The 18,572-nt window shown below is 57.7% G+C and carries 7 protein-coding genes; all 7 read left to right on the top strand.

The genetic code is table 11. The annotated features are described in order from the left end of the window. Window positions 1-12: 12 nt before the first annotated feature. Window positions 13-8,913, top strand: coding sequence for an SDR family NAD(P)-dependent oxidoreductase (locus tag K1558_RS12950; protein WP_238651996.1), 8,901 nt, complete (start codon window positions 13-15; stop codon window positions 8,911-8,913). After that, window positions 8,910-11,444, top strand: coding sequence for an alpha/beta fold hydrolase (locus tag K1558_RS12945; RefSeq protein WP_238651995.1), 2,535 nt, complete (start codon window positions 8,910-8,912; stop codon window positions 11,442-11,444). The genes K1558_RS12950 and K1558_RS12945 overlap by 4 nt, the downstream gene beginning before the upstream one ends. Window positions 11,445-11,585: 141 nt before the next feature. Next, complete coding sequence (locus K1558_RS12940; RefSeq protein WP_238651994.1) at window positions 11,586-12,263, top strand: MBL fold metallo-hydrolase; 678 nt, start codon at window positions 11,586-11,588, stop codon at window positions 12,261-12,263. A gap of 31 nt (window positions 12,264-12,294) precedes the next feature. Further along, window positions 12,295-15,759 (top strand): ACP S-malonyltransferase, encoded by a 3,465-nt coding sequence (fabD, locus tag K1558_RS12935; RefSeq protein WP_238651993.1) that lies wholly within the window; start codon window positions 12,295-12,297, stop codon window positions 15,757-15,759. Beyond that, window positions 15,759-15,998 (top strand): acyl carrier protein, encoded by a 240-nt coding sequence (locus tag K1558_RS12930; RefSeq protein WP_238651992.1) that lies wholly within the window; start codon window positions 15,759-15,761, stop codon window positions 15,996-15,998. Before fabD ends, K1558_RS12930 begins: the two co-directional genes overlap by 1 nt. Beyond that, window positions 15,985-17,289: a beta-ketoacyl synthase N-terminal-like domain-containing protein gene (locus tag K1558_RS12925; RefSeq protein WP_238651991.1), complete on the top strand. Its 1,305-nt coding sequence runs from the start codon at window positions 15,985-15,987 to the stop codon at window positions 17,287-17,289. The genes K1558_RS12930 and K1558_RS12925 overlap by 14 nt, the downstream gene beginning before the upstream one ends. Then, window positions 17,290-18,522 carry a hydroxymethylglutaryl-CoA synthase family protein gene (locus tag K1558_RS12920; RefSeq protein ID WP_238651990.1) on the top strand — a complete coding sequence of 411 codons (1,233 nt, stop codon included), beginning with the start codon at window positions 17,290-17,292 and terminating at the stop codon, window positions 18,520-18,522. Window positions 18,523-18,572: the final 50 nt, after the last annotated feature.

Genomic DNA, 18,572 nt, shown 5'->3' with positions numbered 1-18,572 from the left:
GGTGGTCAGCACATGAGCAGGGATAAACAGGAAGACGGCAAGGAACTGATCTGCTTCCGGGAGTATTGGACGGAATCCGTCCCCGCATCAGAGGCTTCGGCAGCGATGCCCTCCAAGGCAGCGGCCATGCTGCTGTTCATGGATACAGACGATGCGGCAGGCCAGGCAGCGGCTGTGGAGTTAAGCCTGGAAAATACCTTAATTATTGTCCGGTCAGGGGGTGCCTTTCAGCGGCTGGGGGAGCATGAGTACACGATCCGCCCTTCAACAGAGCAGGATTATACGGCCGTACTGGCTGATGCTGTGAAGGAGCAGCTGAACATCACCTGCGCAGTCATGCTCTGGAAGAATTCCGCAATGCCGGAGGAAGCGGAGGATACCGTATTGCCGGATACCGGGGCGATGCTCACTGTTTTTCATTGGATTCAGGCCTTTCATGCCCTGAAGCTGCGGCTGAGGCTCCGCTGGCTGTCCATCGCCCGGAGCGGTGCTGCTGTCCGGCCGGGCATCGCAGCGCTGGGAGCATACGGCCGCTCGCTGCAGCAGGTCTATCCGCGGCTCCGTTTCACCCATATCGAGCTGCAGGATGAAGCGAAACCTCTGGCAGCGGTGATCCGCGAGGAGGCTCTGCTGACCCGCCATGGTTTGGCCCATGCGGTAAGGTACCGCAAGCATTGCCGGGAGGAGCTTCAGTTCCGCGAGCTTGCGCTGAGTGCTGCCGGACCAGTTCCTCTGAAGCAAGGCGGCGTGTATATGATCTCCGGCGGAGCAGGCGGGCTGGGTATGATTCTGGGCGCTTATCTTGCAGAGCGGTGGCAGGCAAAGCTGATTCTGCTGGGCAGAAGGCTGCTCACCAGCTCCATCAGGGATCAGCTGGCTGCCTTGCGCCTCTCCGGCGGAGATGCGCTGTATCTGTCCTGCGACGTCTCCGATCCGGCTGCTGTACGATCAGCTGTCCGGGAGGCCAAGCGGCATTATGGCAGCTTAAATGGAGTCATTCATGCGGCCGGACAAGAGAGCAGGGAGCTTATTTTCCAGAAAAGCACGGCCGCTTTCATAGAGACTCTACAGCCGAAGGTGGCTGGAATTGCCGCGCTGGATGAAGCAACGCAGCACGAGCCGCTGGATTTCTTCACCGCTTTCTCTTCCACTTCAGCCCTCTTCGGGGATTTCGGACAATGTGACTATGCCTTAGCGAACCGGTTCCTGGACCGGTATCTCCGCCTGAGGCAGCAACGGGTGGAGCAGGGCAAGCGCCGGGGCAGCAGCATCAGCATGAACTGGCCCCTATGGGAAGCTGGCGGCATGCACCTTGAGGAGAAGGGGGAGCAGCTGTATTTGCAGACCTCCGGGATGGGATATTTGCCGACGGCGCTGGGTATCAGCGCTTTCGAGTCCATACTGGCAGGCTGGGAACAGCAAGCCGCACTTGTATACGGAGTACGGGCAAGCCTGGAATCGCAGCTGGGCCTGATGCCGAAAGAGGCCGTGCAGGCCAAAGGAGGAATCGCCAAGGTGGAGGAACGTACAGAGAATATCGCCGGATCCCTGGATGGGAGGGTAATGCACGATGTGCTGCAGCTGGCGGCGCATGTGCTTCAGATACAGCCCGGTAAGCTAAGCCCGGAGGAGAACCTGGGCGATTTCGGCTTCGATTCGATCTCGTTGAAGGAATTCGCCGACGCATTAAGCGGGCTGTATGATATAGAACTGTCACCGGCTGTCTTCTTCGCCAAAACCACCCTGGACGAGCTGGTCCCGTTCCTGCTGGAGGAATTCCGCTGGGAGGTGGAGGATCATTATGCGGCGGTGCCTGTGCCTGACCGTCTGCACCGATCCGCCGGGTCCGGTATAGCAGCGCAGCCGCCGGAGCTTCCGGAACAGCCGGAGCTGCTGCCGCTGGCACATAAGTTCTCCAGCCGCGGCAAGTCCGGCCGAAGCAAGAATACCGCGTCGCAGCCAAACGCACTGCGGGAGGTAGCGGTGATCGGCATGAGCTTCAAGCTGCCCGGCGCAGATACGGCGGATGAGCTATGGCAGCTTCTGGAGCGCCAGGAGAATCAGGTCCGGGAGATTCCAGCCGCACGCTGGGACTGGAAGGATTATTACAGCACAGACCCGCTCGCTGAGAACCGGACCAATTCCCGCTGGGGCGGATTCATCAGCGGGCATGATACCTTCGATGCGAAGTTCTTTCAGCTGTCGCCCCGGGAAGCCGAGCTGATGGACCCGCAGCACCGATTGTATATTCAGGCTGTGTGGAAGGCAGTGGAGGACAGCGGAACCCGCATGTCCACGCTGGCCGGGAAGTCCGTTGGCGTATTCTCCGGGGTGCAATTTAACGATTACCAGCAGCTGTTATCTGCCCATATGGATAGAATCCAGGCCCAATCGAGTACAGGGAATGCAACAGCCCTGCTCAGCAACCGCATCTCTTACCTGTTCAATTTCAAAGGGCCGAGCGAGACCATTGACACGGCATGCTCCAGCAGTCTGGTCGCACTGCACCGAGCAGTGAAATCCATTCAGCATGGCGAGAGCAGCCTGGCGCTGGCAGGCGGAGTGAGCCTGATGCTTGATCCCAATACGTATGTGGGTGCGGGAGTGATGGGCGTATTCTCCCCGGAGGGACAGTGCAGAACCTTTGATCGCAGCGCTAACGGCTATGTCAAAGGTGAAGGTGTTGGAGTTGTCCTGCTGAAGCCGCTGGATCAGGCGGTGGCGGATGGCGACCTGATCTACGGCATAATCAAAGGCACAGCCGTGAATCACGGAGGAAGAGGGCAATCCCTCACCGCCCCGAATTCGGATGCGCAGGCCGAGCTGGTTGTGCAGGCCTTCACGGAGTCAGGGGTTGATCCGGCTGCAGTAGCGTATATTGAGGCGCATGGCACAGGAACGGAACTTGGCGATCCGGTCGAGGTCAACGGACTCAAGAAAGCCTTCTCCGAGCTGTACCGGCGCAGGGGGACTGCTCCGGAGCCGGGTCCGCAGATCGGTCTGGGTGCGCTCAAGTCGAACATTGGCCACCTTGAGCCGGCTTCCGGCATCGCCGGTGTAATTAAGGTTCTGTTGTCCCTCTCGAAAGGACGGCTGCCCGGGAACCTGCATTTCAAGGAATTGAACCCTTATATTCAGCTGGAGGGCTCCCCGTTCTACGTGCTGCAACACACGGTACCCTGGGACACCCGGGCGGACCGCTATGGACGGCCCCTGCCGCGCTGTGCCGGTGTCAGCTCCTTCGGCTTCGGCGGCACCAACGCCCATGCCGTCATTGAGGAATATCTTCCCTCTGCGGCCCCTGCACGGGCTATGTCTCAGCCTGTTGTCTTCCTCCTGTCAGCCAAGAGTGCGGAGCGGCTGCGAGAATATGCCGCACGCTTCCGCAATGTTCTAACGGAGACCGCGGATTTGCGAAGAATAGCCTACACCCTGCAGACCGGGCGTGAGGAGCTGGAGGAGCGGCTGGCTATCGTGGCCGCAACGCCCGGGGAGCTGCAGGACAGTCTTGCCGCCTATTGCAGCGGAAATGAAGCGTTCGGCCTGTATACAGGGGGCGCAAGGCTGACCCGCTCTCTTGGGGAACACGCGGACTATTCACCTGACAAGATTGCCCTTGCCTTAGCGGCTGCGGATTATGCAGCCCTTGCCCGGGCATGGACAACAGGAGCCCGTGTGGCCTGGCATGAGCTGTACGGGAACCGGCTGCCGGAGAAGCTGTCTCTGCCGGGGTATCCTTTTGCCGAGACCCGGTATTGGATGCCGCTGAAGCCTGCAGCTCCCGGCTCCGTTACACCTGCCGCTTCGGGTATGGCCCTGCACGCACTGATTGACCGCAATATGTCTACACTGTATGAGCAGATGTTCACGAAAACCTACCAGGGCAATGAGTTCTATCTGGCCGACCACGGCCATGTCCTGCCGGGTGTCGTATATCTGGAGATGGTCCGTGCTGCGGGCGCTCTGGCTGATCCCAGGCAGACGGTAACCGGTATCCGCGATGTGGTGTGGTCCAGTCCGGTGGTGGCGGACAAGGAAGCCGTGCAGGTCAGCGTATCCTTGCAGCCCGGCCCTCAAGGGCTCGGCTTCCGGATCTGTTCCGGGGAGGGCGGAGATCAGGCGGAACATGCACAGGGCGTGCTGGAGCTGGGAAAGATCGGGGAATCTGAGCAGGAGCGTATGGATATCCGCAGCATCATGGAGCGGAGCAGCGGGGGCGGACAGGAAGCACATGCTTATTATGAGCTGCTGCGCAGTCTTGGTGCCGGGCTCGGCAGCCGGTTCTCCGGGATTCAGGCGCTGTACTGCAATGCCTCAGAGGCGCTCTCCAGACTGGGTGTGCCGGATAACCTGCGGTCTACGCTGGACGATTATCAGCTGCATCCGACCTTGACCGACGGCGGCTTACAGTCAGCGGTAGCCTACGCATACCAGACCGGACGGATTGACCGTCAGGTGCTGTATGTACCGTTCGTGCTGGGACGGCTCGAGATTCTGGAAGCGTCAGTCCAGCCTGCTTATGCGTATGTTCAATGCTCGCCGGGCCAGAGCCTGCGGTTCGATATCACCTTTCTGAGTGAAGCCGGACAAGTGGTCTCCAGAATGAAGGAGCTGACCCTCCGTCCGTTCCAAGTGAATCCGGCCGCTCTGGACGCAGCGGCAGATTGGGCACAGCCGGAGCCAGCTGCAAGCGATCTGGTCTATCTTGCGCCAAGCTGGGTGGAGAGCGCAACGGAGCCGCTGTTGCCCCAAGCCCCCGCTGCCGGAGCGAAAGTGCTGGTCATGAGCGCTCCGCAGGATGGACAGCTGGATCAAGCGCCGGAACTGGTAGACGCTTCCATACGTGTAACCTTCGGTGCAGCATACAGCCCTCTTGGCGGGAACCGGTTTCAGATAGATCCTTCCAATCCGCAGAGCTATACGAGCCTGGCTGAAGCCTGCGGAATTGCCGCTGACACCAGGCTGCAGATTGTCTGTCTGCTTGGCAGTCCGGGCAGCCGGACGGTCAAAGAACGGATAGACCAGGAGGTCTACCCTGTCTTCTATCTGTGCCAATGGCTTGCTGCCAACAGGTTCCTTACGCCTGTCCGGCTACTCTGTGTGTACCGGAACGGAAGCACAGTAGCTGAATACAGCGCGCTGGCCGGATTCCTCCGTTCAGCGGCACTGGAGAATTCCAGGCTGCAGGGAAGTCTGATCCATATTAAGGCTGGCGGCAGGCTGGATTCAATCCTGACCCGGGAGCTCTCTTCCATCAGTCTGGAGCATGAAGTGAAATATGAGGCGGACCGCCGCTATGTGCGCGAGCTTGTTCCTGGCCGACCGGTTGAGGGCAGCAGCGGCAAACTGATTACCCGCGGAGCCTACATCATTACCGGCGGACTGGGCGGACTGGGTTACCGGGTGGCCGAGCATCTTGCCGTGAGTGTCCAAGCGAGACTGCTGCTCTGCGGCAGAAGCAGCAGCGGGGATCCCGCCAGGCTGGAGCGCCTTAAGGCGCTCGGAGCTGAGTCAGCGGAATATCTTCAGCTGGATTTGGCCGATGAGAAGGCGGTGGAACGGGCAGTGTCAGCGGCCAAGAGCAAGTATAACCGGCTCGATGGCGTCATACATTGCGCCGGTGTTATCAAGGATTCACTGCTGGCGAAGAAAAGGATCACGGACATTGCCGAGGTGCTGAATCCCAAGGTGTACGGGACGGTTCACCTGTACCGCGCGCTGTCGCGGGAGAACCCGGAGCTGCTGTTCCTGCCGTTCTCATCCTCCACCGCGCTGATCGGTAACATCGGCCAGTCTGATTACGCCTATGCCAACAGCTTCATGGACCATTATGTGGCACAGATGAATGAGAAGCGGGGCCGGAGCGATACCGCAGTGAATTGGTCGCTATGGGAGAACGGCGGCATGCAGGTGGACAGCTCCACCCGCGAATTGCTGTGGTCCCGGTTCGGAATGGCCCCGCTGTCCGATGAATGCGGGCTGCAGGCACTGGAAGACAGCCTGTCGTTCCGGCAGGACCAGGTGATGGTAGCAGCAGGCGATAAGAAGAAGATTATTGCCGCGTTTACAGGGTATGGCCGCACAGCGAAGCAGAACAGACAGAAGCAGATGGAATATTCCCCAGTAATATCTAAGGACAAAGATTACAGCCGGCTGCTGGAAGCGGAGCTAATCGGTATGATGGCGGATATTCTCAAGAGCGACCGGAGCGAGGTCAGCCGCGATGCTGATCTGAGCGGGCTGGGGTTTGACTCGATCTCATTCACCGAGCTGGCGAACACGGTGAACCGCAGATGGGGAACCGGGATTACGCCAACGCTATTCTTTGAACAATCCACACCGGCGGAGATTGCGGAAGCGATATACGGCGAATACCCGGCTGTCCTGGAATCTTATTGCGCATCTGCAGAGCCGGGCGGTGAAGTTCATCAGACTCCTGTGAAGCAAGCTGAGGAGACCGGCAAAGGCTTACATGCGGTCCCTGCATACAGGATGATGAACGGACAGCCTTATACAGCCGCAGCCCTGGCGCCGTCCGCTCTGCCGGATGGACGAACAAATGCGCAGGTGGCGTCCAGAGAGCCCATTGCCATTGTGGGGATGAGCGGAATGATGCCCGGCGCGGATAATCTGGAGCAGTTCTGGTCCAATCTGGAAGCCCGGAAGGAACTGGTGACTACTATTCCGCAAGACCGCTGGAGCTGGCAGGACCGCTATGGCGATCCGCGCCGGGAAGCGGGCCGGACCGATGTGAAATACGGTGCCTTCCTGAAGCGCATCGACACCTTTGACCCGTTATTCTTCGGGATTTCACCGGCGGAAGCGGAGAAGATGGACCCGCAGGAGCGGCATATGCTGATGACGGTATGGCACACGCTAGAGAATGCAGGCTACCGGCCGGAGGCGCTGGCAGGCACCCGAACCTCTGTTTTCATCGGGGTATCCAACGGGGATTATCAGGAGCTGCTGCTGAAGGAAGAGATTGCCACCACATTGACCCGCACCATGCTGACGAACCGGATCTCTTATTTCTTCAACTGGAGCGGACCCAGTGAGCCTGTCGATACCGCTTGCTCCAGCTCGCTGGTAGCGATTCACCGGGCGGTGGAATCCATCTGGCATGACGGCTGTCCTTATGCTGTAGCAGGCGGAATTAATCTGATTGCCAGTCCGAACCTGTTCATCGCCGGAGGCAGCCTGGGAATGCTTAGCAAGGACGGGAAATGCAAGACCTTCGACAAGGACGCTGACGGATATGTGCGCGGCGAAGGTGCAGGGGCACTGCTGCTGAAGCCGCTGTCGGCCGCGGTTAGAGACAAGGATTATATTCACGGAGTCATCCGCGGAACTGCGGTGAATCACGGCGGGAAGGCGAACTCCATTACGTCGCCGAATGCCCAGTCCCAGGCGGAGGTCATCATCCGTGCACATGAAGCGGCAGGGATTGACCCGTCCACAATCACATATATTGAGACACACGGCACAGGCACGAGTCTGGGCGATCCGATTGAGGTTGAGGGACTGAAGAAGGCCTTCAAGGCACTCTACCTGAAGTGGGGCAAGCCGGAGAATGAGCGGCCGCAATGCGTGATCGGTTCGGTCAAAACAGCCATCGGCCATCTGGAATCAGCAGCTGGGATAGCAGGTGTCAGTAAAGTGCTGCTGTCTATGAAGCACGGCATCATTCCGGGCAATCTCCATTTCCAAGAGCTGAATCCGTACATCCGGCTGGAAGACAGCGGTCTCCGCATTGCGGCACATACCGCCCCGTGGCAGCCGCTCAGCGGTAACGACGGCTGCGCCATCCCCCGCCGGGCAGGCATCAGCGCCTTTGGAGTAGGCGGCAGCAATGCGCATATCATTCTGGAGGAATACCGGAATCCGCCGGCCGGGCTGTCTGGGCAAGGTGCAAGCGGACAGATCATTGTCCTGTCTGCGAAGAGCCGGAATAGCCTTAAGGAGAACGCCCGCAGGCTCCGCGATTTCATTGCCCGCAGCAATATCACAGAGCCAGCCGTCAATGCCTTCAATGCCGGGAATGACGCCTGCAGCATTGAGACAGGCTTACAGCGGGATGTCACGGCCTTGTTCAGACAGATGATGATGCTTGACGCAGAGGACATTGACCTGGAGGCGGGGCTGGAGGATTACGGACTGGATGCTGTCAAAACGGTGCAATTAATGGAGCTCTTGAAGGACAAATTCAACCTTGAGTTCAAGGACACAGTGTACGGCTTCTCCTCACTGAACAGTCTGGTGATGTTCCTGCAGCAGCATGATCCTGCCGGAATCCGCGACTATTATGCGGCTCCGCACCGGGCTGTACCGCAGGAATTAGCAGCCGGACGGCCGGGGCGACTCCTGCTGGAGCAGCTGGCTTACGGATTGCAGACCGGACGTGCGGGGATGACGGAGCGGCTGGCTATCGTAACGGATAGTCTGGACAGGCTTCACACGAAGCTGGAAGCATTCCTGTCGGGAAGGTCTGGACAGCCGGGAGTGTATGAAGGGCAGAGCAGCGGACAGTCGGCTATCGGCAGGCTGTTCGAAGGCGAAGAGAGCCGCCTGTTCATGAATGAGCTGCTGTCTGCACGGAAACTTGATAAGCTTGCTGAGCTATGGGTGCAGGGAGTGAACATCGACTGGACAGTCTGGTATCCGCAGCCGCTGTATAAGATTCCGCTTCCCGAATATGCATTTGACGAAGAACGGTATTGGCTGCCCGGCCCTGACCGTTTGGGCATTAAGGGCCCGCTTCCAAGACCGGAGGCTGCTTCAGAAGCAGTCACCATAACGGAAGAGGAGCAGGAGACCCTGGACGATGACCAGCTGCTAATGTGGCTGAACAAGGTGCACAGCGGGGAGATCAGTGCCGAGAATCTAAATCTGTTAGTGGGGGATCTCTTGGAATGAGCACTTATTCGAGAATGCAGCTCTTACAGCTGGTGGAGAACCAGCAAATGTCACCGGAGGAAGCCCTGCGGATCATCCGGGAGAACAGCCGGCGTCCTGCCAGCACGCATCAGGTGCTGACGCAACAGCAGCCGCAGGCTGCAGCCTCCCCAATCCTTCCATTGAACAGACTGCTGGCGGAAGGGGTTGCCGCGCTGCTCAAAATACCCGAGGACCGGATTCACCCGGATGCCGACTGGAGAAGCTTCGGCTTTGATTCAATCAGCTTCACAGCCTTTCACAGTTATCTGACAGAGAAGCTGGGGATCAGCTTTCCCCTGGATGTCTTCTTTGATTACAGCACCATTAACAGGTTAAGCGGATTCCTGCTGGCCCGGGCTCCAGACAGAGAGCCCGGCATCGGCAGCAATTCCGCCGATGAAGCGGGGGTGGCCTTGGGCTTCCCTCCGGATCTCCCGGCTCCTGAGGAAACGTTCCGCGCCCTGGAGCATTCGCTCTGGCTGGTTAACAGCGCAGACCGATTTTTTGCGGATGCCTGGAGACAGCTGACCCCATCCGGCGCACAGTCTGCCCGTGCAGGCTCCCGCCCGCTCTCCAGGAATGAACTGGAGCAGGTCCCGCACCAATATATTCAATTGCTGGTGGGGACCTCGGACGGGCAGAAGATGGAGGCGGTAATCTCCGGCCAGGGTAAGCCGCTGGTCATTGTCGGAGGTGTGGGCATGGCCTCGCCGATGATCCTGCATCAGCTCGATTATTTCTCCAGACACAGACGGGTCATCAGCATTCACAATCCGGGCTGCGGGCTCAGTGAAGAGATCAGCGATTATTCACTGGAGCACCGGGTCCGGGTAATTGCAGAGGTGCTGGATCAGCTTGGCGCGGACGGGGCGGTGGACTTCGTCGGAATATCCTGGGGAGGCCTGATCGGCCAGACATTCAGCGTCATGTATCCGCAGCGGGTCTCGAATCTTATTCTGGTCAGCTCCATCTATGAGATTGTCAACGAGAATCCGCAGCTGAATGCCGACACGGCGATGAGGAAGGATCTTGAAGCTGTGGAGCACGGGCTGGAGGCCATGGAGCTGCTGGAAGCCGGAAAGAGCATCGACAATCAGATTTTCACTAAGTATATGGAATACTATCTGCCCGGCAACCACAAGAGCTATTCAACTGCCGGTCTGATCCGCCGTATCCAGGTGCCTGTCCTGATCGTCTACGGCACCAGAGATACTATTATCCAGAATAGGCAGTCCACTGACATGGCTGACGCCATTCCCGGTGCCCGCTGTGTAGAACTGAAGGATGCCGCCCACTTCCTGTTCATGACGCATCATGAGCAGCTGAACCGGGTGATTGACGAATTCATCGGCCGGCCGGCCCCTGCGTGCTTCCGTCTGGAGGACATCTTCCCAGATGTTATCCGCATGGAACAGCACCGCCTGGCGGAGCTGGATATCAAGGGGATTGAAGGCTACGCAGGTCTGGAGGAACGCCTGAATAAGCTGTGCATGAGCTATGCTTACCGCTATCTTAAACAGGCTGGGATCTGTACGGATTCCGGCACCATCCATGACCGGAGGGAATGGGTGAAGCAATTGAACATTCTTCCGGCCTATATCCGTCTTCTGGACTGCATGATAGACATGCTGGAGGAAGACGGCGTAGTGAAGAGGCTGAACAGCCGCATCAAGTTCATCAAGCCGGAAGCCGAGATTCCCTCAGCGCAAGCCTTGTATGAAGCGTGTACGCAGGATTATCCCGCATTCCAGGGAATGCTCCAATTCCTTGATTATTGTACCGGGAATTACAAGGAAGCACTTAGCGGGAAGGTGCCTCCGGTCAGCGTGCTGTTCCCCGGAGGCAGTGCGGACGCCCTGGAGCAGAGCAACCGGGATACCGTAGAGCATGGCAGGGAACGTGCATATGCCGGGGTAGTGCATGATATTCTCACGCTGCTGATCAAGAGCAAAGAGGGGAAAGGTCCGGTCAATATCCTGGAGGTTGGAGGCGGGACAGGCCTGCTGACCCGGCAGCTGCTTGACCTGGCAGAGCTTCCGAATGTGAACTACTGGTTCACTGATATTGGTGAATATTTCATCACCAGGGCGAAGGGGGATCCGGATTTTAGCGCTCTGCATTACAAGATCCTCGATATCAGCCGGAATCCGGCAGAGCAGGGTTTTGCACCGGACAGCTTCGATGCTGTAATCGGACTCAATGTGGTTCATGCCACCAGGAACATCGGGAGTACCCTGGATAACTTGCAGCAGGTGCTTGTACCTGGCGGCCTGATGCTGTTGATTGAAGCCTGCACCAGCCGTCGCTGGGTGGATATGGTCTGGGGGCTGGCTGAAGGCTGGTGGCTGTTCGAGGACCGTAATCTTCGGACCCGTTCTCCTATTATTGACCCCTATGCCTGGGAGCAGGCCGTATCGGATGCGGGTTACCGGGACGTCCGCGCCTTTCCGCAAGATGATGAACGGCGCTTTACAGCCGACTGTATCCTGGTCACGGGACATAAAAGGTAAAAATACAATAAATTGAAACTAATTTTAACAATATACATCATAAACATTCATTGACATTTTGAAGGCGGGTAGATGATAATTTAGTAGATTCATAGTGTAAATTCTGGAAATGTGACATAACAATTCTTCAAGGAGGCGGGCATGGAAGCAACCTATGATCTGTTTACCCTCAAGACGCAGTGCATGACCTTTCTGAACTATGCATATCTCGGCATAGACAAGACCACCCGCAAAGCCTTCGTGGTTGATCCGTCCTGGGATGCATCACAGATGATCCAGATTCTGGAGGGGCATGGAGCTTCCCTGGAGGCTGTGCTGCTAACCCACTCTCATTTTGATCATACCAATATGGTGCAGAAACTGGAAATGCTCTATCATCCCGCAGTCTACATTTCCAGAACCGAGGCCGATTATTACAGATACCGCTGCACCCGGCTCAGGACAATCGAAGACATGGACCGCATCGGGATCGGCGACACCCAGATTACCTGCCTGGTGACACCCGGACATACGCCGGGCAGCGTCTGTTACTGGGCCGGGGATAATCTGTTCTCAGGGGACACAGTCTTCATCGAAGGCTGCGGCCTGTGCGACAGCAAGGGCGGCTCGGCGGAGGACATGTTCTACAGCATCCACCGGCTGATCCGGCTGATCCCGCCAAGCGTGCGGGTATTCCCGGGCCATTCCTTCGGCGATCCGCCAGGCCAGGAGATGAGTTATCTCTACAAAAGAAATCTGTACTTCCAGATCGATGACATCAATCATTTCGTGAAGTACCGGAACAGGAAGAACAACACCCGAATCTTTGATTTCCGCTAAAATAAGCCGCTCTTATTCAGGAGGTACCTTAATGCACACTGAAATCGTGTTTATGTTCTCCGGGCAAGGCTCGCAATACAACAAGATGGGACTTGAACTGTATGAGCAGCAACCGGTGTTCCGTAAGACCCTGGAGGAGCTGGACCGGATCTTTCGGAAGCTGACCGGCCAAAGCGTAATCGGGGAGCTGTATCACAATACAAAGCGCAAGGGCTCCAAATTCGATGATATCTTGTATACCCATCCCGCAGTGTTCATGATCCAGTATGCTCTGGCCGAGACCCTGCTGGCCGAAGGGATTACACCCAGCTATGCACTGGGAGTCAGCCTGGGAGAATATGTAGCCCTGGCAGTGGCCCGGGTTATCACGCCGGAACAGGCGCTGGAGCTGATTGTGAAGCAGGTCAGACTACTCAAGCAGACCTGCCGGACCGGTGCAATGATCGCCATTCTTGACCATGAGCAGCTGTATCATAGCCATGCGGAGCTGAATACCCGCTCAGAGCTGATCTCCGTGAATTTCGACAAGCATTTCACCATCGCCTGCAAACGCGAGCACATCAAGAGTATCCAGCAGTTTATCAAGGAACGCGATATTGCCAGCCTGAAGCTGCCCGTGAATTATGCTTTCCATTCCGCATCCATCGATAACATGAAGGAGCCTTATCTTACATATATGCAGCAGATGAATTTCCAGGCGCCTGCCCGCGGAATGAGTCTGGTGTCCGCGATGGCCGGAGGAAGCGTGAAGCAGGTGGATCAGTCCTTTTTGTGGGAGGTGCTGCGTAAGCCAATGAACTTCCGGGCGGCGCTGGAGAGCTTGCCGCAAGACCGTTCGCGGCTGCTCCTTGACCTCGGCCCGTCGGGTACGCTTGCGAATTTCAGTAAATATATTCTAAAAGGTCCACAGGCCGGGCAGGTCCGCTCTGTGATTACACCGATGGGCAGCGAGTTGAAGAAGCTGAATGAACTGGTGGCTGAATGTGGGCAACTCAACCTAACAAGAGAGGCGTGGAATCCTCAGATGAGCATGAAGGCATATTTATTTCCCGGGCAGGGAGCACAGTTCGTTGGCATGGGAGGCACGCTCTTCAAGGAGTTCCCCGAATATACTGCGATTGCCGACCGGGTGCTGGGTTATTCCATTGAAGAGCTGTGCCTGAGGAACAGCAGCAAGCTGCTGGACTCAACCGCTTATACACAGCCGGCGCTCTATGTAGTGAATATACTGTCTTACCTCAAGGAGCTGCAGAATGCCGGAGCCCCAGATTTCGTAGCCGGGCACAGTCTGGGCGAATATTGCGCACTGTACGCGGCAGGTGTGTTTGATTTCGAGACGGGACTTAAGATTGTGCAAAAAAGAGGCGCGCTGATGAATTCGGCAACCGGCGGAGGCATGGCTGCGGTGATCGGGCTGACGGAGGAAGCTATTCTGCGGATTCTGGATGAGCACCGCCTCGATAAGCTGGATGTGGCCAACCTGAATACGCCTACGCAGATCGCCCTTTCCGGGCTGAAGGAGGACGTGGAGGCCGCCCAGTCCATCTTCGAGCAGAACGGCGCTGCCGCTTATGTCATTCTTAATGTCAGCGGTGCCTTCCATTCCCGGTATATGCGTCCGTCTGCGGCGCAGTTCCGGGAATTCCTCAGCCAGTTCAAGTTCGCGGCACCTTCCATTCCGGTCATTGCCAATCTGACCGCCCGGCCTTATTCCGTGGGCAACGCCATCGATTATATGACCGAGCAGATGATCAGCAGTGTGAAGTGGACCGAATCGGTCCGTTACCTGATGGGCAGACATCCCGAAATCGAGCTGCTTCAGATCGGCCCGGGGCATGTCATCGAAGGCCTCGTCAGCAAAATCAGACGGGAAGCCGAGCCGCTGACTATTGACGATACCCTTGAAGCCGCATTGCCCTTCACCGAAGCAGCAGCCACCGCCGAAGCGGACAGGGCCGCAGACACCGGAGCGGATGAAGCACCGCAGGCTAAAGAGTCTGCTCCATTCATAGCTGGAGCTGCAATCCAAGCTGAGGCGCCCGCGAAGGAGGTAACCCTTCTCGCTGTCTCCACGCCGGTCATACCTAAGAAGCCGGAAAGGCTTGAGACAGCGGAGGCTTCCCAAGAGCCGCCTGTGCTGGAGCTTCAGTCTGCTGAACGGTCATCCGCTGCCGGAATCCGGCTCGGCAGTACCCGCTTCAAGCAGCGCTATGGCCTGGAGTATGCTTATCTGCTGGGCGGGATGAATGACGGAATATCCTCACCGGAGCTGGTTGTGCAGGCCGGGAGGGCGGGCTGTTTGGCTTTTCTGGGCGCCGGGGGAATGCAGCCTGCGAAGGTCACGGACGCGATCCGGCGTATCCGCCGGGAACTGGGAGACAGCAAGGCGCTGGGGGTGGCTGTAACCTATCATCCGATCTACCCGCAGCGGGAAGAGGAGCTGATTAATCTCCTGCTCAGGGAGAAGGTCCAGCTTATTGAAGCGTCCTCTTATCTGACCCTGACTCCGGCGCTCATCAAGTTCCGGCTGCTGGGGCTTACGAGAGCGGAGGATGGAAGCGTGCGCTGCGCCCACCGGATCATCGCCAAGGTCTCACGGCCTGATATTGCCTCCTTGTTCATGCTTCCGGCTCCGGAGCGGATTGTGGACAAGCTGCTGGCTGACCGGCAGATCACGGCAGAGCAGGCGGCCCTTGGGCGGCTGGTTCCGGTAGCGGATGATCTCTGCGCCGCCGGGGATTCGGCGGGACCGACCGATCAGGCCAATCTGTTAAGCCTGTTGCCGACACTGCAGCGTCTGAAGAAGGAAATGTCGCACAGCTTCGCACCGGTACAGCAGCTGCACATCGGCGCTTCCGGAGGGCTGGGCACTCCCGAGGCCGCTGCGGCCATGTTCCTGATGGGTGCGGACTTCATTCTGACCGGATCGATTAATCAGTGTACGGTCGAGAGCGGCACCAGCCCTGAAGTCAAGGAGATGCTTGCGCAGGTGAATGTCTATGACATGGCCTATGTGCCTTCCCGCGAGCTCTTCGAGCTGGGCGGCAAAGCCCAGGTGCTGAAGAAAGGCCTGTTCTTCCCGGCCAGAGCGAATAAATTGTATGAACTGTACCGCAGCACTCCCTCCATCACGCAGTTGGACAGCAAGACGAAGAACCAGCTGGAGGACAAGTATTTCGGCCAGCCGATAGCCGCTATTCTGGAGAGCTGCAGGGATGGAATGCCTGCGGAGGAGCAGGCTGCGGTCCAGAGTGATTCCAGGCAGCAGCTGGCCGCGGTTTTCAAATGGTATATCGCCAAGGGCACAGCCTCCGCTATCTCCGGCGAGTCCGCTAATAAGGTCAATTACAGCATCATGTGCGGTCCTGCCATGGGAGCCTTCAACCAATGGGTGAAGGGAACGAAACTTGAAGCCTGGAGCAACCGCCGGGCCGGAGATATTGCCGTCCGGATGATGGACGGTGCAGCGCAGATCATTGAAGGAGGACAACAGTGATGAACAAGGATCAGGTACTGGAGATCATGAGAACGAAGATGCTTGATATTCTGCCGGATTTGCCTGCAGAACGGATTCGGCGGGAGGTTAGCATGAAGGAGCTGGGTGCGAACTCGATTGACCGGTTTGATATTATTTCCGACACCATGGAGGAATTGAATATCCGGATTCCGCTGCTGCACTTCGGGAGCCTGAAGAATATCGGAGAGGTTGTAGATTTCCTGCATGAGAATCTCTAGCGGCAGAGCCGGCTACCGCTTTGCTGATTACCGTCCGGTGACCGTTACCGGAATGGGGTTCCTCGGCGCAGCGGCAAGCGGAGCGGAAGCCTTCAAGCAATTCCTGTATGACGGCGGCAGCGCGATGGGTTATCTTCAAGGGCCGGTCTATACGGACGGCCAGCCGCTGATCGGTGCAGCGCTGAAGGAGGACGGACTGCTGGAGAACTTCCTTCAATATGAAGGGGATTTATGCCGGGGCGCCAGACGCCTGTTCCGCATATCAGGCTTATCGGTTAAGGCCTCTGCGCTGGCAGCGGCTGAAGCCTGGCAGCAGGCTAAGCTGAACATTCGTAAACCGGAGTCGCAGCGGATCGGCCTGATCCTTGCCGGAAGTAATATTTCACCGGCCGTCAGCTATGCAGCCATGGCGCAATACCGGGAACAGCCGGAGCTGCTCCATCCCAGATATGCGCTCAATTATATGGATACCTATCAGCTCGGGGTGTTAAGCGAGATGTTCGCTATCCACGGCGAAGCCGCTACGGCCGGCGGTGCCTCAGCCAGCGGCAACACTGCGGTGCTGAGGGCAGCCCAGCTCATCCAGCTCGGTATTGCCGATATCTGTATGGTCATCGGACCGCTGGCCGAGCTGTCGCCGCTTGAGCTGCAAGCCTTCCTGAACATAGGTGCTTATGGCGGCCGCAGCTTCCATGATAACCCCTCCGCAGCTTGCCGGCCGTTCGACAGCAGCCATGAGGGCTTCATCTTCGGGCAGGCCTCCGCCTGCCTGATCCTGGAGGGAGCGGACAGTGCAGCAGCCCGGGAAGCGGAGGTGCTGGCAACCATAGCCGGCGGGGCGGTAACGCTGGATGGACACAGCCTCTCTGATCCGAGCGAGGACGGACAGGTACGGACAATGGAGCTGGCGCTTCATACGGCCGGACTTGCCCCCGACGACATTGATTACATTAATGCGCACGGCACATCTACACCGCTGGGCGATCTGACGGAGCTCAGCTCCATCTCGCAGGTCTTCGGCAGCCATGTCCGTCATCTCCGGCTGAATTCTACCAAAGCCCTGACCGGACACTGCCTGTATGCGGCCGGGGTGGTGGAGGCCGTGGCAACGATTATTCAGCAGCAGGGAAAGTTCCTTCATCCGCTGCCTAATCTGGAGAATCCGGTCAGCCGGGAGCCTTATTATGCCTCCCGCCGGGCGGAACAGGCCAGCCTGGTCTGCGGGCTCAGCAATTCCTACGGGTTCGGCGGAATCAATACCGGAATTATTATCAGAAAAGGAGCAAGCTGAATGCGGGTAGGTATTGAGAGCATCAATTTCTACGGGGGGCCGGCTGTGATTCCGGCCCGCACAATCTTTGAAGGCAGGGGACTTGACTTCAGCCGGTTCGATAATCTGATGATGGACCGCAAATCGGTCGGGGTCCCCTGCGAGGATGCCGTAACCGGCGGGGTCAATGCGGCGAAGCCGATCATTGATGCCTTAAGTGAGGAGGACAAAAGCCGGATCAGCCTGGTGATCACTGCCAGCGAATCCGGCCTCGATTTCGGCAAATCGCTCAGCACCTATATCCATGATTATCTGGGATTAAGCCGCCACTGCCGGCTGTTCGAGCTTAAGCAGGCCTGTTACGGCGGAACCGCCGGGCTGCATATGGCCGCCTGCTACATTGCCTCAGGGGCATCCCCCGGAGCAAAGGCACTGGTCATTGCCACCGATGTGGCCAGGGCCGCCGCTAAGAGCACCTATGGGGAACCGACGCAGGCTGTAGGTGCGGTAGCGATGCTCATCAGTGCCAATCCCGAGATTCTGGAGCTGGACTTCGGGGCAACCGGACATTACAGCTACGAGGTCATGGATACATGCCGGCCGCTGCCGGAGATCGAGACGGGGAACCCGGATCTGTCGCTCCTCTCGTATCTGGATTGCCTAGAGAATGCTTATAAGGATTACAAAGACAAAGTGGAAGGCGTCCATTTTCAGGAGACCTTCGACTTCCTGGCCTTTCATACGCCGTTCGGGGGCATGGTTAAAGGCGCGCATCGCAAGCTGATTCATGAGGAGCTGCGGCTGCGGGGTGCGGCAGTCCAACAGGATTTTGACCAAAGAGTGGCTCCCTCACTAACCTACGGGATGCAGGTGGGCAACGTCTATTCGGCCGCCCTCTACCTCAGCCTGTGCAGTCTGATAGACCATGTAAGAATTACGGATCATTCCAGAGTGGGCTTGTTCTCCTACGGATCAGGCTGCTCTTCGGAATTCTACAGCGGGGTAATTACGCCGGAATCAGCCAGAAAGCTAAGCGCCATGAATCTACAGGGGCAACTGGACAGCCGCTATGAGCTGACCTTCCAGGAATACGACGATATTCTGGACCAGAACGTGGAATGGCTGTTCGGCATGCGGGATAAGAAGGTCAACTTCTCGCGATTCTCCCGTATTTATGATCATTTCTTCAGAGGCAAGGGCTATCTTGTACTGACAGAAGTGGATGACTTTCACCGCAAATACGCCTGGAGCTGACCGGACGCCGCAATCGTGCAAGTAAATACAGACTTCCTTGGGAGACAGAA

Origin of the sequence: Paenibacillus piscarius, assembly GCF_022234545.1 — a bacterium.
Taxonomy (GTDB): domain Bacteria; phylum Bacillota; class Bacilli; order Paenibacillales; family Paenibacillaceae; genus Paenibacillus_AQ; species Paenibacillus_AQ piscarius.
This window is presented reverse-complemented; position numbering and strand designations above follow the sequence as displayed.

Excerpts from the sequence above, each read along its gene's own strand:
- K1558_RS12950 (WP_238651996.1), top strand. The coding sequence starts at position 13 with ATGAGCAGGGATAAACAGGAAGACGGCAAGGAACTGATCTGCTTCCGG.
- K1558_RS12945 (WP_238651995.1), top strand. The coding sequence starts at position 8,910 with ATGAGCACTTATTCGAGAATGCAGCTCTTACAGCTGGTGGAGAACCAG.
- K1558_RS12940 (WP_238651994.1), top strand. The coding sequence starts at position 11,586 with ATGGAAGCAACCTATGATCTGTTTACCCTCAAGACGCAGTGCATGACC.
- fabD (WP_238651993.1), top strand. The coding sequence starts at position 12,295 with ATGCACACTGAAATCGTGTTTATGTTCTCCGGGCAAGGCTCGCAATAC.
- K1558_RS12930 (WP_238651992.1), top strand. The coding sequence starts at position 15,759 with ATGAACAAGGATCAGGTACTGGAGATCATGAGAACGAAGATGCTTGAT.
- K1558_RS12925 (WP_238651991.1), top strand. The coding sequence starts at position 15,985 with ATGAGAATCTCTAGCGGCAGAGCCGGCTACCGCTTTGCTGATTACCGT.
- K1558_RS12920 (WP_238651990.1), top strand. The coding sequence starts at position 17,290 with ATGCGGGTAGGTATTGAGAGCATCAATTTCTACGGGGGGCCGGCTGTG.